This is a genomic window from Methanomethylovorans sp. PtaU1.Bin093 (assembly GCF_002067275.1).
Lineage (GTDB): Archaea > Halobacteriota > Methanosarcinia > Methanosarcinales > Methanosarcinaceae > Methanomethylovorans.
Map to the genome: position 1 here is coordinate 48,966 of NZ_MVQX01000014.1, position 17,721 is coordinate 66,686.

At 46.0% G+C, this 17,721-nt stretch carries 29 protein-coding genes; all 29 read left to right on the forward strand.

What is annotated here, in order from left to right:
- Window positions 1-79: 79 nt before the first annotated feature.
- Window positions 80-1,885 (forward strand): indolepyruvate ferredoxin oxidoreductase subunit alpha, encoded by a 1,806-nt coding sequence (gene iorA / locus A4E24_RS01430; protein WP_292351046.1) that lies wholly within the window; start codon window positions 80-82, stop codon window positions 1,883-1,885.
- Window positions 1,882-2,472 (forward strand): indolepyruvate oxidoreductase subunit beta, encoded by a 591-nt coding sequence (locus tag A4E24_RS01435; protein ID WP_292351047.1) that lies wholly within the window; start codon window positions 1,882-1,884, stop codon window positions 2,470-2,472. The genes iorA and A4E24_RS01435 overlap by 4 nt, the downstream gene beginning before the upstream one ends.
- A gap of 609 nt (window positions 2,473-3,081) precedes the next feature.
- Window positions 3,082-4,095, forward strand: coding sequence for a 50S ribosomal protein L3 (gene rpl3p / locus A4E24_RS01440; RefSeq protein WP_292351048.1), 1,014 nt, complete (start codon window positions 3,082-3,084; stop codon window positions 4,093-4,095).
- A 5-nt stretch (window positions 4,096-4,100) separates the two neighbouring features.
- The gene (rpl4p, locus tag A4E24_RS01445; RefSeq protein WP_292351050.1) at window positions 4,101-4,868 is read left to right on the forward strand and encodes a 50S ribosomal protein L4; all 768 of its coding nucleotides are present in this window, start codon (window positions 4,101-4,103) and stop codon (window positions 4,866-4,868) included.
- Window positions 4,865-5,113: a 50S ribosomal protein L23 gene (locus A4E24_RS01450; RefSeq protein ID WP_292351052.1), complete on the forward strand. Its 249-nt coding sequence runs from the start codon at window positions 4,865-4,867 to the stop codon at window positions 5,111-5,113. The genes rpl4p and A4E24_RS01450 overlap by 4 nt, the downstream gene beginning before the upstream one ends.
- Before the next feature lie 11 nt (window positions 5,114-5,124).
- Window positions 5,125-5,838, forward strand: a complete 714-nt coding sequence (locus A4E24_RS01455) for a 50S ribosomal protein L2 (protein WP_292351054.1) — start codon at window positions 5,125-5,127, stop codon at window positions 5,836-5,838.
- 15 nt (window positions 5,839-5,853) lie between these two features.
- A complete protein-coding gene (locus A4E24_RS01460; RefSeq protein WP_292351056.1) occupies window positions 5,854-6,267 on the forward strand; it encodes a 30S ribosomal protein S19 in 414 nt (137 codons plus the stop codon).
- Between the two features lie 11 nt (window positions 6,268-6,278).
- Entirely contained in the window at window positions 6,279-6,734 is a 456-nt protein-coding gene (locus A4E24_RS01465; RefSeq protein WP_292351058.1) for a 50S ribosomal protein L22, read from the forward strand.
- Window positions 6,734-7,648 carry a 30S ribosomal protein S3 gene (locus A4E24_RS01470; protein ID WP_292351059.1) on the forward strand — a complete coding sequence of 305 codons (915 nt, stop codon included), beginning with the start codon at window positions 6,734-6,736 and terminating at the stop codon, window positions 7,646-7,648. The genes A4E24_RS01465 and A4E24_RS01470 overlap by 1 nt, the downstream gene beginning before the upstream one ends.
- A 2-nt stretch (window positions 7,649-7,650) precedes the next feature.
- Entirely contained in the window at window positions 7,651-7,854 is a 204-nt protein-coding gene (gene rpmC / locus A4E24_RS01475; RefSeq protein WP_292351060.1) for a 50S ribosomal protein L29, read from the forward strand.
- Window positions 7,855-8,166: a ribonuclease P protein component 1 gene (gene rnp1 / locus A4E24_RS01480; protein WP_292351062.1), complete on the forward strand. Its 312-nt coding sequence runs from the start codon at window positions 7,855-7,857 to the stop codon at window positions 8,164-8,166.
- Between the two features lie 5 nt (window positions 8,167-8,171).
- Window positions 8,172-8,501 (forward strand): 30S ribosomal protein S17, encoded by a 330-nt coding sequence (locus A4E24_RS01485; RefSeq protein ID WP_292351063.1) that lies wholly within the window; start codon window positions 8,172-8,174, stop codon window positions 8,499-8,501.
- Complete coding sequence (gene rpl14p, locus A4E24_RS01490) at window positions 8,498-8,896, forward strand: 50S ribosomal protein L14 (RefSeq protein ID WP_292351065.1); 399 nt, start codon at window positions 8,498-8,500, stop codon at window positions 8,894-8,896. The genes A4E24_RS01485 and rpl14p overlap by 4 nt, the downstream gene beginning before the upstream one ends.
- A 10-nt stretch (window positions 8,897-8,906) precedes the next feature.
- A complete protein-coding gene (gene rplX / locus A4E24_RS01495; RefSeq protein ID WP_292351066.1) occupies window positions 8,907-9,260 on the forward strand; it encodes a 50S ribosomal protein L24 in 354 nt (117 codons plus the stop codon).
- An 8-nt stretch (window positions 9,261-9,268) separates the two neighbouring features.
- Window positions 9,269-9,982, forward strand: coding sequence for a 30S ribosomal protein S4e (locus A4E24_RS01500; protein WP_292351067.1), 714 nt, complete (start codon window positions 9,269-9,271; stop codon window positions 9,980-9,982).
- Window positions 9,983-9,986: 4 nt separating this feature from the next.
- Window positions 9,987-10,484 (forward strand): 50S ribosomal protein L5, encoded by a 498-nt coding sequence (locus A4E24_RS01505; RefSeq protein WP_292351084.1) that lies wholly within the window; start codon window positions 9,987-9,989, stop codon window positions 10,482-10,484.
- The gene (locus A4E24_RS01510; RefSeq protein WP_015325345.1) at window positions 10,485-10,637 is read left to right on the forward strand and encodes a 30S ribosomal protein S14; all 153 of its coding nucleotides are present in this window, start codon (window positions 10,485-10,487) and stop codon (window positions 10,635-10,637) included. It begins immediately after the preceding gene.
- Between the two features lie 11 nt (window positions 10,638-10,648).
- Window positions 10,649-11,041 carry a 30S ribosomal protein S8 gene (locus tag A4E24_RS01515; RefSeq protein ID WP_292351068.1) on the forward strand — a complete coding sequence of 131 codons (393 nt, stop codon included), beginning with the start codon at window positions 10,649-10,651 and terminating at the stop codon, window positions 11,039-11,041.
- A gap of 14 nt (window positions 11,042-11,055) precedes the next feature.
- Window positions 11,056-11,589 (forward strand): 50S ribosomal protein L6, encoded by a 534-nt coding sequence (rpl6p, locus tag A4E24_RS01520; RefSeq protein WP_292351070.1) that lies wholly within the window; start codon window positions 11,056-11,058, stop codon window positions 11,587-11,589.
- A 9-nt stretch (window positions 11,590-11,598) separates the two neighbouring features.
- A complete protein-coding gene (locus A4E24_RS01525) occupies window positions 11,599-12,042 on the forward strand; it encodes a 50S ribosomal protein L32e (protein WP_292351071.1) in 444 nt (147 codons plus the stop codon).
- A 1-nt stretch (window position 12,043) separates the two neighbouring features.
- Window positions 12,044-12,502: a 50S ribosomal protein L19e gene (locus tag A4E24_RS01530; protein WP_292351072.1), complete on the forward strand. Its 459-nt coding sequence runs from the start codon at window positions 12,044-12,046 to the stop codon at window positions 12,500-12,502.
- 46 nt (window positions 12,503-12,548) lie between these two features.
- Window positions 12,549-13,070: a 50S ribosomal protein L18 gene (locus tag A4E24_RS01535; protein ID WP_292351073.1), complete on the forward strand. Its 522-nt coding sequence runs from the start codon at window positions 12,549-12,551 to the stop codon at window positions 13,068-13,070.
- 8 nt (window positions 13,071-13,078) lie between these two features.
- Window positions 13,079-13,717, forward strand: coding sequence for a 30S ribosomal protein S5 (locus A4E24_RS01540; RefSeq protein ID WP_292351074.1), 639 nt, complete (start codon window positions 13,079-13,081; stop codon window positions 13,715-13,717).
- 1 nt (window position 13,718) lies between these two features.
- On the forward strand, window positions 13,719-14,180 hold the full coding sequence (locus A4E24_RS01545) for a 50S ribosomal protein L30 (RefSeq protein ID WP_292351076.1): 462 nt from the start codon (window positions 13,719-13,721) through the stop codon (window positions 14,178-14,180).
- 4 nt (window positions 14,181-14,184) lie between these two features.
- Window positions 14,185-14,613 (forward strand): uL15m family ribosomal protein, encoded by a 429-nt coding sequence (locus A4E24_RS01550; RefSeq protein WP_292351078.1) that lies wholly within the window; start codon window positions 14,185-14,187, stop codon window positions 14,611-14,613.
- Window positions 14,614-14,764: 151 nt separating this feature from the next.
- On the forward strand, window positions 14,765-16,246 hold the full coding sequence (secY, locus tag A4E24_RS01555; protein WP_292351079.1) for a preprotein translocase subunit SecY: 1,482 nt from the start codon (window positions 14,765-14,767) through the stop codon (window positions 16,244-16,246).
- A gap of 15 nt (window positions 16,247-16,261) precedes the next feature.
- On the forward strand, window positions 16,262-16,912 hold the full coding sequence (locus A4E24_RS01560; RefSeq protein ID WP_292351081.1) for an adenylate kinase: 651 nt from the start codon (window positions 16,262-16,264) through the stop codon (window positions 16,910-16,912).
- A 15-nt stretch (window positions 16,913-16,927) separates the two neighbouring features.
- A complete protein-coding gene (locus A4E24_RS01565; protein WP_292351082.1) occupies window positions 16,928-17,548 on the forward strand; it encodes a DUF106 domain-containing protein in 621 nt (206 codons plus the stop codon).
- Window positions 17,548-17,721: AAA family ATPase (locus A4E24_RS01570; RefSeq protein WP_292351086.1), on the forward strand; the 174-nt coding region annotated here is incomplete at its 3' end. The genes A4E24_RS01565 and A4E24_RS01570, both read left to right, overlap by 1 nt.

Genomic DNA, 17,721 nt, shown 5'->3' on the forward strand with positions numbered 1-17,721 from the left:
GCAAGTGAAAAAAATCGTGATATTCCCTTTTAGATATATTTATCAATAATTGTTCTGTAAGGGGTAGCAGGAGATTGACATGAGCACACGTGAATTCATGCTTGGTAATGTTGCCATAGCGCGGGGCATCATCGAAGGAGGCGGCCAGGTGATAGCTGGTTATCCGGGCACTCCTTCCTCAGAGATCATAGATACTCTGGCATCAATGGAAAAAAGGGATTTCTATGTGGAATGGTCGGTGAACGAGAAAGTGGCCTTTGAGGTGGCAGCAGGAGCTGCCATTGCAGGTGTAAGATCTGTTGTCACCATGAAGCATGTGGGGCTTAATGTAGCCTCCGATCCTCTTATGACCCTTTCTTATATGGGCGTTAAAGGTGCAATGATAATAATATCTGCAGATGATCCATCATGTCATTCTTCTCAGAACGAACAGGATACCCGTAAATATGCCCAGTTCGCACTGATGCCCTGTTTTGATCCTTCAACTCCTCAGGAGGCAAAGGATATGATACCTGATGCTTTCAGGTTGTCCAATAAGTTCCAGACAGCTGCGATATTCAGACCTACGACCCGGATCTCTCATGGCAAATCCGATGTAGAGCTTGGGGTTATAGCTGAAGACAGGCTGCAGGTAAAGTTCGAAAAGATCCCTGAAAGATGGATCATGATGCCCAAGAATGCAAGACCAAGACATCCTTATGTGTTGCAGGTGTACGAGGACATCAGGAAGGAGGTTGAGGATTCTCCATGGAACCAGCTTGAACTCAGAACAGGGTCGAAAATAGGTATTGTCGCTTCAGGTATAGCTTCTGTCTATGCCAGGGAAGCTATGAAAAGAATGGGTTTGGATTCGTCTTTTCTGAAAATATGCGCATATCCGGCTCCCGAGGGCAAGATCACTGGTATGTTGCAGAATGCAGACACAGTACTTGTGATAGAGGAACTTGAGCCGGTGTTAGAAGATGAAGTACGTATCATGGCACAGAAGCATGGTATCGGAACAAAGGTACTGGGAAAATCAGAGGGGCTTGTTCCCAGGCATGGGGAGCTTAATGTTGATATCTGTATGGAGGCCATTTCAAAGGCATTCGGGCTTGATGCTGTTCCTCCTGCGATCCCAAAAGTGGACCTTGAACTTCCATCCCGTCCTCCTGTATTATGTCCCGGCTGCTCCCACAGGGCTGCTTTCTATGTTATGAAAAAGGTTTTCGGAAAAGACGGGATTTATCCGAGCGATATTGGCTGTTACACTCTCGGGGTACAGTCAGGTGCTGTAGACACGACATTATGTATGGGCGCAAGTATAACCGTATCTTCAGGCATATATCATGCAGGAGAGAAACATCCTATATGCTGTTCCATCGGTGATTCCACCTTCTTCCACACAGGTATGAACGGCCTGCTCAATGCAGTATATAATAAGGCCGATATCACAGTAACTATTATGGACAATAGGATCACTGCCATGACCGGCCATCAGCCTAATCCGGGAATGGGCAGGACGGCTGTAGGTGAATCCACAGTAGCTGTATCCATATCGGATATATGCCGTGCTCTAGGAGCAGAATTCGTGGAAGAGGCAAATCCCTATGATCTTGCATCCACTGAGGATGTGTTCAGACGTGCCAGGGACCATAAAGGTACCTCTGTTGTCATAACAAGGCAGCCATGTGTGATCGACCTAAGAAGATCAGGTGTCAGAAAACCAGCATTCTCAGTGGATCAGGAAAAATGTACAGGCTGTAAGGCCTGCGTTAGGTTTGGATGCCCTGCCACAGAATTTGATAATGAGCTTAAGCGTGCGAGGATCAACAACATGTGTACGGGATGCGGTGTATGTGCCCAGATCTGCAAGTTTGAGGCAATAGTGGAGGTGAAGAGATGAGTTCTGCAGGAATTTCCTTTTTCGATCTGTTAATAGCAGGCGTGGGCGGGCAGGGTACTATCCTTGCTTCGGACATAATCGGCAAGGCTGCCGTAAAGGAAGGGCTGCCAGTTATGGCTGCTGAGACCCACGGCATGGCACAAAGGGGTGGTTCAGTGGTAAACCATCTGAGGATCGGCTGTGAGTTCGGTTCTCTCATTCCATTGAAAAGCGCTGATGCTTTACTGGCTCTGGAACCCAGTGAGGCTTTAAGATATATTGAATATCTTTCAGACGATGGCATCGTTATTGTGAACACCGAGCCGGTATTACCTGTTACGGTTACCTCGGGTGTTTCTTCATATCCTGATATTGGGGAAATGATCGACTATCTTGAACAGAAGTTCACTGTAAAGGCCTTTAATGCAGTGCAACTTGCCAAAGCGGCTGGTCATGTGCAATCTATGAATACTGTGATGATAGGTGCAGTATCTAAGTATTTACCACTATCCAAAGATGTCCTGATAGAATGTGTCAGGGGATCGGTACCTAAGAAAACGGTGGATATCAACATCAAGGCTTTTGAACTAGGTCTGCTTCAGGCATGACCTTTATTCATTGTGCCATTTTTAATGATATTGGCTTTTATCTTTTCAGTCTTCAACTGAGTGTGTACAGTGAATTTTTATATGTCGAAACGCATTTACTTTGTATACTCACATGAAGTCCGCAATTCAAAACTTCTCTTTGCGGAGCTACACCAAGGAATGTTTCCCGGATTTGTCTTTCACCCTCTGTTCTCATGCAAAGGTTTTATATATGTATTTATCTATCTAAGCGCAACGATAGAGATGGGTATGTAAGGTTTGCCTTGCATATCGCAATGAAATCATTAACTACGTGTGAAAAAGTCGGATTTAACATGTGATGTTCGGGGCCTCTTCAAGAATGCCCTCCTGCTTGCGGAAACGTCTGCAGGGACATAAGGTGTTTAAATCGTTCTGGAGATGACCACTGTAGGGATGTCTGCTATGATCCTACCGGTATAGGGCAGTATGCTGCTTTTTACGGTTGTACAGCAGCGGCAGTATAGCCGTCGATTACACGATGAATGTGTGTTTTCTGATCCCAGTGGCACTTGACTTTTTGCATGACCCATGCTATCAGCAAGAAAGTTGAACGGCCAAATCTAAAAAATATAGATCGGGAGAATTACAATGGCAAAAGGACACAGACCAAGGCGAGGATCACTCGCGTTCAGTCCGCGCAAAAGAGCACAAAGCCCCATACCACGTTACAGGTCATGGCCGGTATCAGAAACTGGAATAAAACTTCAGGATTTCGCTGGTTACAAGGTCGGTATGACCCATGTGGTAATCATCGATGATACCAAGAACAGCCTTACAGAAGGTCTTGAGATCACAGTGCCTGTAACTGTGATCGAAACACCGGCTATACGGGTAGCTGCTATAAGGGCATATACTAAAGATACTAATGCTGAGAGGGCAGTCGCAGAGGCCTGGAGCCTGGAACTTGATGAGAGTCTTGCAAAGACTATTAATGTCCCCGTAAAGCATGACACTAATGCATCTCTGGGCAAGATCGAACAACTGATCAACGATGGTATAGTTTCTGATATAAGAGTAGTGACCTATACCACACCAAAAAGCATTTCAGGTGTTCCCAAGAAGAATGCTGACATAATGGAAACTGGCATAAGCGGCTCTAATGCAAAGGATAAGTATGAATATGCAAAGTCTATCCTCGGCAAAGAAGTGCGCATAAGCGATGTTTTCAAGGGCGGCAGCTTAGTGGATGTGGCTGCTATCACTATAGGCAAAGGTACCCAGGGTCCTGTTAAAAGATGGGGTATCATGCTTCAGAAAGGTAAGCATTCCCGTCAGGGAAGTCTGAGGCAGATAGGTACTCTTGGTCCTTTCAGGCCGGCACATGTGAGCTGGAGGGTACCTCAGATGGGTCAGACCGGTTTCCACCAGAGGACCGAATGTAATAAGCGTATCTTCAAGATAGGTACAAACCCCGAGGATATAAACCCTGCAGGAGGTTTCATGAACTTTGGTCTTGTGAGGAATGATTATGTGCTCATTAAGGGCAGTGTTCCAGGTCCATCCAAGAGGCTTATCAGACTGCGTGAACCTACCAGGGCGAGAGTATCCTCTGTGGGTGAACCTCAGATAGTTCACATCAGCACACAGAGCAAGCAGGGGTGAATTAAATGGCTAAAACTAATGTTATTGGGATTTCTGGTAATCCAAAAGGCGAGATCTCCCTGCCTGAGATTTTCAATGAATCATACAGGCCGGATCTCATAAAGAAAGCAGTTCTGGCAGCTCAGGCCAAGAGGTATCAGCCCTATGGTCCTCGCTTATATGCAGGTATGGAAACCTCGGCAGTATCCTGGGGATCAGGACGTGGTGTAGCACAGATACCAAGGATCGTCACAGGTAGCCGTGCAGCCAGAGTTCCTCAAGCAGTTGGAGGAAGGGCTGCACATCCACCAAAGCCAGAAGCCGACAGGACTGAAAAAGTAAACAAGAAAGAAAGAAGGCTTGCTATCCGCTCAGCAGTTTCAGCTACCGCTAATGCAGAGCTGGTGAGGGCCCGCGGACACAAGTTCGAGCAGAGCGTACAGTTACCTCTTGTGGCCGAGAATGCAGTGCAGGATCTGACCAAAACTAAGGAAGTTGTGCAGTTCCTTAAAGCGGCTGGTGTCTTCGAAGATGTCCTGCGCGCAAAGGAAGGCAGGAACATCAGAGCTGGTCGTGGAAAGCTTAGAGGAAGAAGGTATAAGAACAGAAAAAGTCTGCTGATCGTTGCTGATGAGGACAGTGCATTGTTCAATTCCGCAAGGAACCTGGCGGGTGTGGATGTTGTTTCAGTTAGCTCCATAAGCACCGAATTGCTGGCCCCCGGCACTCATGCAGGCAGACTGACCATATGGACGGAATCTGCTATAGCAGCTTTGGAGGGTATGTTCGTATGACAGCTATAAATTATCCATTCATCACAGAAAAAGCCATGATGTTACTGGAAAACAATAAGCTCCAGTTCATTGTCAACAGTAAGGCAACCAAAGGGCAGATAAAATCAGATGTCAGGAAGATGTATGGCTTCAATGTTGTATCAGTGTGTACAATGAGCACCATGAATGGCCAGAAGAAGGCCATCGTGACATTCAGTGAAACTGATGCTGCGCATGAGATAGCCACAAGGATAGGACTGATGTGAGGTGAGTAATAATGGGTAAACGAATAATTTCACAGAACAGAGGTCGCGGTACACCTACCTACAGAGCTCCCTCTCACAGGTACAAGGCTTCTCTGAAGCACCCAAAAGTGAACGATAATGAAATCTTAACTGGTACTGTAGTAGGTCTTGAGCATGATCCCGCACGTTCCGCCCCATTGGCAAAAGTTTCTTTTGCTAACGGTGAGGAGCGAATGATCGTAGCTCCCGAGGGAATGGCTGTCGGCACCATCATATCATGTGGTGCTGAAGCTGAAGTAAGACCAGGTAATGTCCTACCACTTAGCAATATTCCCGAAGGTGTTCCTGTATGCAATATTGAGTCAAAGCCAAATGACGGCGGTCAATTCGCACGTTCATCTGGAGTTTATGCAACAGTGGTTTCTCATGATAAGGGAAAAACAGTTGTTCAGATGCCATCAGGTGAAATGAAGTGGCTTAACTCTAAATGCCGTGCAACTGTTGGTATCGTTGCAGGCGGTGGGAGGCTGGACAGACCCTTCCTCAAAGCAGGTAAGAAATATCACAAGATGAAGACAAGAGCTGCGAAGTATCCTCGTGTGAGGGGAGTTGCCATGAACGTAATTGACCACCCCTTCGGTGGAGGTAACAGGCAGCATCCCGGTAGGCCAACAACTGTTGGTAGAAATGCACCTCCCGGACGTAAGGTTGGACAGATAGCGGCACGCAGGACCGGAAGGCGTTAAACCGGAGGTAATCCCATGGCAAAAAAAATAGGATCTAAATTACCAAAAAGAAAAGGTGAGTTCACATATCGTGGCAAAACCGTTGAGCAACTTCAGGCAATGAGCCTGGAGGAATTCACAGAACTTCTTACAGCAAAAGAACGTCGCTCCATCAGGAGAGGCTTCAATGAGCATCAGAAGAATGTAATGCAGCAGATCAAGGATGGTGCAGACAACGTGCGTACCCATTACAGGAACGTCATAATACTTCCTGATATGGTAGGCAAGACCGTTGCAGTATATAATGGCAAGAGCTTCCTGGACTTTGAGATACAGCCTGAGATGATCGGACACCGGTTTGGTGAATTTGCATTAAGCCGTTCAAAAGTCTCTCATGGAAGTGCTGGTGTAGGAGCAACCCGTTCAAGCAGATTCGTGCCGCTGAAGTAAGGTGATGACGTATGGCAAGGATTGATTATACTTTAGAAATGGACCCCAAGACCAGCTCTAAGGCAATGGGTTCCGAGCTTCATATCTCTCCCAAGAAATCAAGGGAACTCGGAAGGGCTCTTAAAGGCATGCGGACCCAGAACGCCAAGCAATATCTCGAGGCAGTTGTTGCCAAGAAGCAGGCAGTACCCTTCAAGAGGCACTGCGAAGGTGCAGGTCACAAGAAGGGGCCAATGGCAGGTGGCAGATATCCAGTCGATGCTGCAAAGGCATTCCTCAAGCTATTGGAGAATGCAGGCAGTAATGCTGAATATAAAGGATTGGACCCGGAACGCATGTATATAGCCCATGTGGCCACAAAGTGCGGCCGTGTTATTCCTGGTATGATCGCAAGGGCACGTGGACGAGGTAGTCCGTATAACACGGATACTGTTAACATCGAGATTATACTGAACGAGGTGCACTAATGGCAATAGAGAAGAAGTTCGTGCGTGAAGGTTACGTCAAAGCCTCACTGGACGAATACTTTGCTAAACAGCTCAACAGGGCTGGATACGGTGGCATGGAGGTTAACAGAACTCCAATGGGAACCCAGATCACGGTCTATGCCGAGAAACCTGGAATGGTCATTGGTAAGGCTGGTAAGGTTATCCGTAAACTTACAAGGGATATTGACAGGATGTATGATATGGATAATCCGCAGATCGATGCCCAGGAAGTCAGGAAACCAGAGCTCAATGCACAAATGATGGCAACACGTCTGGCATCATCCATCGAAAGAGGCTGGTATTTCAGAAAGGCTGGTCATAATGCCATGCGGGCGATCATGAACGCAGGTGCACTTGGCTGTGAGATCGTGATCTCAGGTAAGCTCACAGGAGCAAGGTCAAGGACCGAGAAGATCGTTGAAGGCTATATTAAGCATGCAGGTAAACCAGTAGACGATATAGTGGATGAGGGCTTTGCTGTAGCGATCAAGAAACTTGGTACCCTTGGCTGTAAGGTAAGGATAATCCCACCAGGTGCTGTTCTTCCAGACTCCTTTAAGCTTAAGGCTGTTGCTGAAAAGGCAGTGTCAGAAGTTGACAAGCCCATGGAAGCAAAGGCAAGTATCAAGAAGCTTGTAAGTGAAGAAGCTGCAGGTGAGATCGCTGAGGTTGAAGAGGTTCTTGAAGAGGAACCCGTAAAGGCAGAAACATCTGATAAGGAAACAGTTGAAAAGGAAGTATCTGATGAAGGTTCTTCCTGTGTGACTGGTGATATGGGATCTGGTGAGCTTCTGGAAAATGAGGAGCGCAGGGAAGCTGACGGTGTCTGGCAGCATAAACATGCAGGACATGACTACTGGCATCCGATAGCCCGTATTCACAGGGAGGGCTGATCATGGCTATCCTGCGTATGAATGAAATAAGGGACATGAGCCCTAATGAACGGATGGACGAGCTTGAAAAGTTAAGGAATGAGCTCATACGTGAGCGAGCCCTTACTTCTGCAGGTGGTGCTCCTGATAATCCTGGCAGAATTGGATTGCTTAGAAGGACCATTGCGCGTGTTAAGACTGTCCAGAAAGAGTCAAAGGAGATCTAAGTGGAAATATCCGCTTATAACCTGATATTTCACGAACTTATCGGACTGTTCACAGAAGTGATCAACTCAAACAATCCCTCTTTAGAGGAAATTCGCGGCAAAGTGGTAGGTGAAACAAGAAATATGCTGATCGTGGAAACATATGGCGAATATGAAAAGATGGTTCCAAAATCAGGATCGACATTCTTGTTCCATATACCTCTTCTCAGAGGGAATACACGTGTTACTGAGCAAGTGAAAGTGAACGGAAATTTATTGCTCTCACAACCCGAGAATAGAATTAAAAATATCAGGAAAATTCGCATGAGGTAATAATCATGACAAGAGATATCGGATTGGATGTACCCGCTCCTAAAGAGGAGTGTACTGACGTCAATTGTCCATTCCACGGAAAGCTGCCAGTCAGGGGACAGGTACTGGTGGGCACCGTTGTTAGCAACAAGATGGACAGGACCGTGGTCATCCAGAGAAGACATGAAGTACTTATAAGCAAGTATCAGAGGTATGAGAAAAGACAATCTAAGATCCATGCTCACAATCCTCCATGTATAGATGCACAGGTTGGAGACATTGTGACAGTAGCAGAATGTCGTCCTCTAAGTAAGACAAAATCCTATGTGGTCATCAAAACGGGGGTAGAGGCGTGAAAGGGATTCGTTCTACCATACCCCGGTCATTGGTCAGCGGTTCACGCATAGATTGCGTAGACAATACAGGCGCAAGAGTTGTAGAGATCATATCTGTAAAGCGTTACAGAGGTACCAAGAATAGGCAACCATGCGCTGGTATAGGTGACATGTGCGTAGTATCCGTGAAGAAAGGTACTCCAGAGATGCGTAAGCAGATCATGTATGCTGTTATTGTCCGCCAGAAGAAGGAATTCCGCCGTCCGGATGGACTGAGGGTTTCCTTTGAGGATAATGCAGTTGTGATCACTGATGAGGAAGGTCTGCCCAAGGGAACCGATCTGAAAGGACCAATTGCAAGAGAAGTCGCTGAAAGGTATCCTAAGATCGGTACAACGGCTTCGATAATAGTGTGAGGTGTATGCAATGGTTACTAATCAGCCAAGAAAACAGCGAAAAATGCGGTATACTGCTCCACTGCACTTGAGGCAGAAATTCATGGGTGCTCCTCTTTCAAAAGAGCTCCGTGAAAAATATGGGCGCAGGACAGCAAAGGTCATTGTCGGCGACACCGTAAAGGTGATGCGCGGGGACCATGCAGGCACCACAGGTAAAGTAGAAGCGGTATCACTTAAACATGGGACTATAGTTGTAGAGGGAGTGGCAGTGTCCAAAGCAGATGGTACAGAAGTGCCAAGGCCAATCTATCCTTCTAACGTAACGATCACATCCCTTGAAATGAAAGATGACCGCAGATCAGAAGTATTGAGCAGGAAGTAGGTGGTTTTGTGGGAAGACATCAAAAAAGGATATCTGTACCAAAGAGCTGGCAGACATCCAAGAAATCCAATAAATGGATAACGTCAACAAGGCCAGGTCCTCACAACAAGCAACTGAGCATTCCTCTTGGAGTGGCGCTCAGGGATATGTTGCATGTGGTGGACACAAGAGTAGAGGCAAAAAGAGTGCTTTCTGAGGGCAACATTCTTGTTGATGGGATTATCAGGAAGGATCTAAGGTTCCCTATAGGGTTACTAGATGTAGTTTCTATTCCTAAGATGGAACAATCATATCGTGTGCTCCTTGATAGAAAGGGAAGATTAGAATTACATAAACTTGCAGGTACAGAGGCAAGCAAATTATGCAAGATCAGCGGGAAGACCATTATCAAGGGCGGCAAAGTGCAGCTTAATCTAAATGACGGTTCTAACCTGATCGGTTCAAATGACTTCAAAGCGAAAGACTCAGTTATCCTTTCAGTACCTGACAAGAAGATAATCAAGCATATCAAGTATGAAGTTGGTAATCTTGCATTGATCATTGGCGGTAAGCACACTGGTAAAATAGGTACCATTAAGGGTATCAACACGGTGCGTAGTTCCAATTCCAATACTGTCCAGATAGCTGCTGAAAATGAGGAATTCCACACCATAGAAGATTATGTTGTGGTGGTCGGTACGGATAAGCCGGAAATAAAACTTGGTGGTGAGGTCATTGAGTAATCCAATGCGCACTCCCAGGATCGAGAAGGTAGTTGTCCACATGGCTGTCGGTGAAAGCGGTGAACACCTTGTGAATGCTGAAGGGATCATGAAAGAAATTACCGGCCAGACAGTGGTGCGTACGTATGCCAAGAAGACCCTTCCAGCATTTGGTATCAAGAAGAATGAACCTATAGGTTGCAAGGTCACTCTTCGCGGCGGCAATGCCGAGGAATTCCTGAAGACAGCTCTCTCAATAGTCGAGAAAAGGCTATCGTCTTCCCAGTTCGATAAAAATGGGAATGTAGCATTCGGAATTGAAGAGCACACGGATTTCCCGGGAATGAGATATGATCCGAACATCGGTGTCTTTGGTATGGACATTAATGTGGTGGTCAACCGCCCAGGATACAGAATAAGCAAAAGAAGGATCTCTGAAAGGAGAATTCCTTCAGCTCACAGGATCACAAAGGACGATACGATCTCCTTCTTCAAGGAGATATTCTTCGTGGAGGTAGCATAAATGGTCCAGACTACTAAGCAATTTGGCCGCGGAGCACACGAATGCAAAAGATGCGGAAGAAAGCAGGGCCTTGTAAGGAAATATGATATTTACCTGTGTCGCCACTGTTTCCGTGAGATAGCCCATGATATGGGATTTGAGAAATATACTTGAGGTGAAAAATAATGGTGTTATTAGATCCTCTTGCTGATGCACTCTCCACTATAAAGAATGCAGAGGCAATCGGTAAACAGTCATGCACGCTTAAACCGGCATCAAAGCTCATCGGTACGGTCCTTAAAGTGATGCAGGACAGTGGATACCTCGGTGAGTTCGAATTCATCGAGGATGGAAAAGCAGGGATTTATGAGGTTAAGCTCATTGGTAAAATAAATAAATGCGGAGCAATAAAGCCACGTTATTCAGTAGGTTCAGTTGATTTCGAGAAATGGGAAAAGCAATTCTTGCCAGCCAAGAATTTTGGAACATTGATCCTCACTACGTCTCATGGTGTCATGTCTCAATATGATGCACGTGAGAAAAATATCGGTGGACAGCTTCTCGCATATGTGTACTGATATGGAGTGGTTCAATGGCTAAAGAGATGAAGAACGTGATCAGTATTCCGGAAGGAGTTACTGTTACTTTCCAGGATGACATCCTTTCCGTATCAGGACCCAAAGGAAAGAATGAGAGGTACCTCTGGTATCCGGGAATCATAATTGAAGTTGCAGGCTCTGAGATCATGGTGGATTCAACTTCTACAAAGAAGTCCCACAAGGCTATGATCGGCACATTCTCTTCACATATTAACAATATGATGAAAGGTGTGACCCAAGGGTTTGAATACCGCATGAAGGTTGTCTACTCCCACTTCCCTATGCAGTTGAAGGTAGAGGGTAAGAAACTGGTTATTGGTAACTTCTTGGGTGAAAAGAAAGCAAGATCTGCAAATATCCTCGGTGAGACCAAGGTCAAGGCAGGAGCCGACCAGGTCACTATCACTGGCATAAACAAAGAGGATGTAGGGCAGACAGCAGCCAACATAGAGCAAGCCACGAAGATCAAGAGATTCGATCCCCGTGTATTCCAGGATGGTATCTATATCGTGGAGAAGATATTGTAGGTGATTTGAATGGAAGATAACATTGCTAAGTCCTCTTCCGGAACTATGAACTGTGGTGTATCCATGGACGCTGAAGGTAAACGCCTTTTCAACGTTCGAAAGGTCCAGAAGGCAAAGAAGCCCCAGTTCAAGAGGACTGATTGTCACAAATATAAGAGGCTGGACTCCAACTGGAGAATCCCAAGAGGCCTGCAAAGCAAAAAACGTAAAGGATTTGTTGCAAAGGGTGCTCATGCTCAGGTAGGCTATGGCAGTCCGGTTCTGGTAAAGGGTTTACACCCTTCCGGTTATTCCGAAGTCATCGTTTCAACACTGAACGATGTTTCATCCCTCGATGCTAATACGATGGCTATTAGGATCGCTGCAAAGGTCGGTGCAAGAAAGAAAGCCATGATACAGGAAAAAGCAGTATCCATGGGAATAAAGATCCTCAATCCTTCCAGGAGTGAATGAGATGACCGATCTTTCTAACCAGAAGAGGATGGCTGCAGAGATCCTGGATTGTGGTATACACAGAGTATGGATGGATCCAGAGGCTGCTAACGATATCGCAGTCGCTATTACGCGAGCGGATCTCCGTGAACTCATAAAGAAAGGAAGCATTGCGGCCGCTAAACCAAAAGGTGTCAGCAGAGGTCGTGCAAGAGTTCGGGATGCTAAGCGCAAGTATGGCCACCGCAAGGGGCAGGGCTCAAGAAAAGGTACAAAGGGAGCAAGGAACCCCAGAAAAGATCAGTGGATAAAAAGGATCCGTGCCATCAGGGCAAGGCTGAAGGAACTTCGTGCAGATGGTTCATTGGAGAAATCCACATATTGCAAGATCTATCGTAAGGCAAAAGGTGGAGAATACCGTAGTGTTGCACACATGGAATCACACCTTGAATCACAGAAGCTCCTTAAACGTGAGGGATGAAGATGATCAAGAGAAGCTTTGATATTTTATCCAGGAGGGTATGATCATGGCAACAGGTCCCAGATATAAAGTCGCTTTCAGACGACGAAGGGAAGGACGCACCAATTATCACCAGCGTCTTAAGTTACTCATATCAAAAGAAGACCGTGTAGTGGTCCGCAAGAGTTCAAAACATATTCAGGTTCAGCTAGTAGCTCCTACACCTGAAGGCGATGTCACTCTTTCATCAGCCATATCTACAGAACTTAAGAAATATGGTTATGATGCTTCCACAGGCAACACGCCGGCAGCTTATCTTACCGGCCTCTTGTTTGGTTACAGGACCCTAAGCAAGGGATACGATTATGGGATACTTGATATTGGATTACAGGCATCATCTCCTGGCTCCCGTGTCTATGCAACTTTAAAGGGCATAGTCGACTCAGGATTAGAGGTGCCCCATGATCCATCCGTATTCCCTTCTGATGAGAGGATCAGAGGCGAACATATTGCAGAATATATGGAAGGATCAAACCTGCCAGGACTGTTCGATGCGGTCAAGGAAAAGATCTCTTCTGATTTCAATTAGGTGATCATATGGCATATCAGTTCGAAGAAGAGGAATGGATTCCACAGACAAGGCTTGGTAAGCTAGTTCAGGAGGGTCAGATCACTTCCATGGACGAGGCGATCGATTCGGGACTGCCTTTGAGGGAATCCAGAATAGTGGATATACTGCTCCCCAACCTTGAAGATGAGGTTCTGGACATTAACATGGTCCAGAGAATGACCGACTCAGGACGCCGTGTAAAGTTCAGAGCTACGGTCATCGTGGGGAACGGCGATGGCTTTGTGGGTCTTGGCCAGGCTAAAGATAATCAGGTAGGTCCAGCCATCAGAAAGGCCATTGATAATGCAAAGATCAATCTGGTACGTGTAAAGCGCGGATGCGGTTCATGGGAATGTGCTTGCGGTCTTGATCATACCGTACCGTCTGAAGTAAAAGGTAAAGCGGGAAGTGTCATTGTAGTGCTTATGCCTGCACCCAGAGGTCTTGGGCTTGCTGCCGGCGGAACAGCAAAGAAAGTGCTGGAAAAGGCAGGTATCAAGGACGTTTGGACACGGACCGAAGGTACTACCAGAACTACGCTGAATTTCGCAAAGGCAACATTCAATGCTCTGCAGGCAACAGGTACTGTCAAGCATCCGATCCATGTCCGCAAGGAGGAGGCTTGAGATGTTCGTACTTGTAAGGATGCGTGGTAATGTAGATGTAAGGGGTTCTATTCAGGATACCCTTCACATGCTTCGCCTGAACAGGGTGAATCACTGTGTAGTGATCAATGATACTCCTCACAACAGGGGTATGATCCAGATGGTCAAGGACTATGTTGCCTACGGTACAATAGATGCATCTACTCTTGCAGAGGTGCTCACCAACCGTGGTAAGCTTGAAGGCGGAGAGAGGCTCACAAACGAGTATCTTTCTCAAAATACGGGTTATTCCACAATCGCTGAACTTGCCGATGCGATATGTGCCGGAAAAGCTTCACTTAAGGACATACCGGGATTGAAACCAGTATTCAGGCTTCATCCGCCGCGTAAAGGACACGCAGGGATAAAAAAGCCGGTAGAGCTCGGAGGAGTGCTGGGGAATCACGGAGAAGATATAAAGTTACTTCTGAACCAGATGAGGTAATATCATGAGCAAGGGAAACACAAAGAAGTTCAGAGGTTCCCGCACCTGTGGTGGCGGTACTCATAAAAACAGACGTGGTGCAGGTAATCGCGGCGGCAGAGGAAGAGCAGGTATCTGTAAACACCATGCTATCAGAGCTATTCTTCTGGGGTATGATCAGGGTAAACATGGTTTCACCCGTCCTCCAAAGACCCTTAAACCAGTATCTGTAGTAAATGTGGGTGAACTTGATGAGCTTGCAGATGAGTTAGTACTTGATGGTCTGGCCCAGCTTGAAGACGGGCAATACCGTATCGATCTGACATGTCTTGACATCGATAAGGTACTTGGTACCGGTAGGGTTACGAAGAAGCTTGCTGTCACAGCCTATGAGTTCTCTGGCGTGGCAAGAGAAAAAATAGAGGCGGCAGGCGGCTCATGCCTGGGGCCTTAAAGGTAATGCCGACAGGCATTACTTATTCCATTTTTGTAATATAAACTACTATAGGGTGCAACTTTATTAATGTAAACGTATATTTAGGTTTATTAATTGTATATAAGCACAAATTCTGTGTTTGCATTTCTCCAGCTTAAAGGGTGGAATGATGAGTTTCAAGGAGAGTTTAGACCCCATATTTAAAAAATTACCTGCAGTTGCCAGTCCAGAAGGCCACGTACATTTCAAGAAAAAGCTTATGTGGACGTTAGGTGTACTTGTGCTATACTTTGCACTTGCTAATGTGCCTTTATTTGGATTGTCTGCAGATTCGATAGATTTGTTCGAACAATATCGTGCCTTCTTTGCAGGGGCATCCAATTCATTGATCCTGCTTGGTATAGGTCCCATCGTCACAGCATCAATTGTGCTCCAGTTGCTTGTTGGTGCAAACGTGATAAACCTGGACCTTTCCAATCCTTCTGACCAGGCTTTTTTCCAGGGTGCACAGAAATTCATGGTATTTGTGATGATCGTACTGGAAGCTTTGCCTCAGATCATGGGTGGATATATCCAGCCAGATCTTGATCTTGCTACTTCCTTGGGTGTCAGTGGAACCATCATTACTATACTTATCTTTGTTCAGATATGTATTGGCGGCGTGCTTATACTGTTCATGGACGAAGTGGTCTCAAAATGGGGTATTGGTTCTGGTGTCGGTCTTTTCATCGTAGCAGGTGTTTCCCAGCAGATAGTTACTGGTCTGTTTAACTGGCAATCCGATTCTTCTGGTCTCCCTATAGGTTTCCTTCCAAAATGGATATATATAATTCAGAATGAGGAGCTGGTCACCCTCTTTACAACAGGGCAAGGGCTTCTGTATGTGCTTGTAACCGGAGGCATACTGGCCCTTGTGAGCACTGTTCTCATATTCTTACTGGTGGTCTTTGTTGAAAGTACGCGTATAGAGATCCCCTTGGCTCATAGTGCTGTAAGGGGTGCCAGGGGCAAGTTCCCTGTGAAACTGATCTATGCATCGGTTCTTCCCATGATCCTTGTGCGTGCTCTTCAGGCTAACATTCAGCTGATTGGCCTTTTATTGAGTGGAAGAGGGATCACGATCTTTGGGGAGTATATTGGCTCACAACCAATAAATGGTATCATGTATTATCTTGCTCCTATACACAGTCCATATGACTGGATCCCATCCCTTGTGAGGGACTCATTCTCAGGAATGGGTGCTCCTGTACCCGCAATATGGCAAATCGGATTGCATGTGTTCACAGATGCTGTATTTCTTCTTGCTGGTGGAGTGATTTTTGCTCTGTTCTGGATAGAAACGACAGGCATGGGTGCAAAGCAGACCGCTCAGAAAGTATTCAATTCCGGTATGCAGATCCCAGGCTTCAGGCGTAATGTAGGCAGCATTGAAAAGGTAATGGTCCGTTATATTCCAAAAGTGACCGTCATAGGTGGCTTATTCATTGGTTTTCTCACCCTTATCGCAAGTCTGCTCGGTACGCTGGGAGGAGCAGGCGGAACGGGTCTTTTGCTTACTGTAAGTATTGTATATCGTCTGTACGAGGACATAGCATCAGAACAGATGATGGAGATGCATCCGATGATCAGATCATTCTTCGGGCAGGACTAAAAAGGGGAAATTTCGATGAATATAGTATTATTTGGTCCGCCTGGTGCCGGCAAAGGCACCCAGGCCAAGGAACTGGCTAAGCATTACAATATACCTCATATTTCCACAGGAGACATTTTACGTGCCAATGTGAGGGAAGGTACGAAGCTTGGAATGAAAGCAAAGGAATATATGGACAAAGGAGAGCTTGTACCAGATGAGGTACTGATCGGGATCATCAGGGACCGCCTTCAGCAGTCCGATTGTAAGGACGGGTATATGCTTGATGGCTATCCTCGTACTCTTCCACAGGCAGAAGCCCTGCAGGATATTCTCAAGAAGATCGGTAAGCCCCTTGAAGTGGTTCTGAATATCGATGTTCCCGATGAAGAGCTCATAGGCAGGTTGAGTGGGCGCAGGATGTGCTCTTGTGGTGAAAGTTACCATTTGATATTCAATCTTCCTTTAAAGGAAGGCACGTGCGACGCTTGTGGCGGGAAACTATATCAGCGCGATGATGATAAGGAAGAGGTAGTTCGTCAGAGGCTCGAGGTATATGCAGCTAAGACAAAGCCCCTTATCGATTATTATAACGACATGGGTATTCTTGTGAACATCGACGGTACTGGCTCCGTTGAAGATGTTTTCAAGCAAATATGTGATGTACTTGATCCATATAGGAAATAAAGTGGGGATTTGATCGTGGTGACCACTGGATTCAAAAAGAAAGCTGATCATATACTGCTGGCCCTGGGTTTATCCCTTATGCTTGGCATAATGATATTAGGTCAGGATTTCAGAGTAGCTCTGGGAACGGCAATGGGTGTTTTTATGGATCCCCTTGTTAATCTGGTGGGAGCATCAAACTTCCATCTCATTCTGTTCATAATGGCTGCAATTACAGCTCTTTATGCTTCCCTTATTCAGAAGTATACCATTGACTGGGAACTGATGCGTAATACTCAGGAAGCGATGCGCGTTTTTCAGAAAGAGTATCGGGAAGCTCAGATTGCAAATAACACTGCTGTAATGAAAAAGCTTGAGGAGCAGAGAACAAAAATGATGTCTGATCAGATGGAGATGTCCAAACAGCAATTCAAGCCCATGGCATACATCAGTATCATTTCGCTGCCATTGTTCATGTGGGCATATCATTTTATTTCAGGGCATGCAGGTGCCTCTCTTAACTTCCCCTTCTGGGGACATCAGGTACTTACTGATACAGCATTTGGTCCAATTCAATACTGGATCTTCTGGTATTTCATCACGTCCCTTGCTGTGAGTCAGCTGATCAGGAAAGCATTGGATGTTGGTGGAGTATAATGCTTATTACCATTAGTGGTCTTCCGGGTAGCGGTACCACTACTGTTTCTAATTTGCTGTCCAGGCACTATGAAATGGAAATGATCTCTGCAGGCGAGGTATTCCGCACCCTTGCAAAAGAGAGAGGTGTGACACTTGCTGAGTTTGGTGAATTGGCAGAAAAGGACGAATCG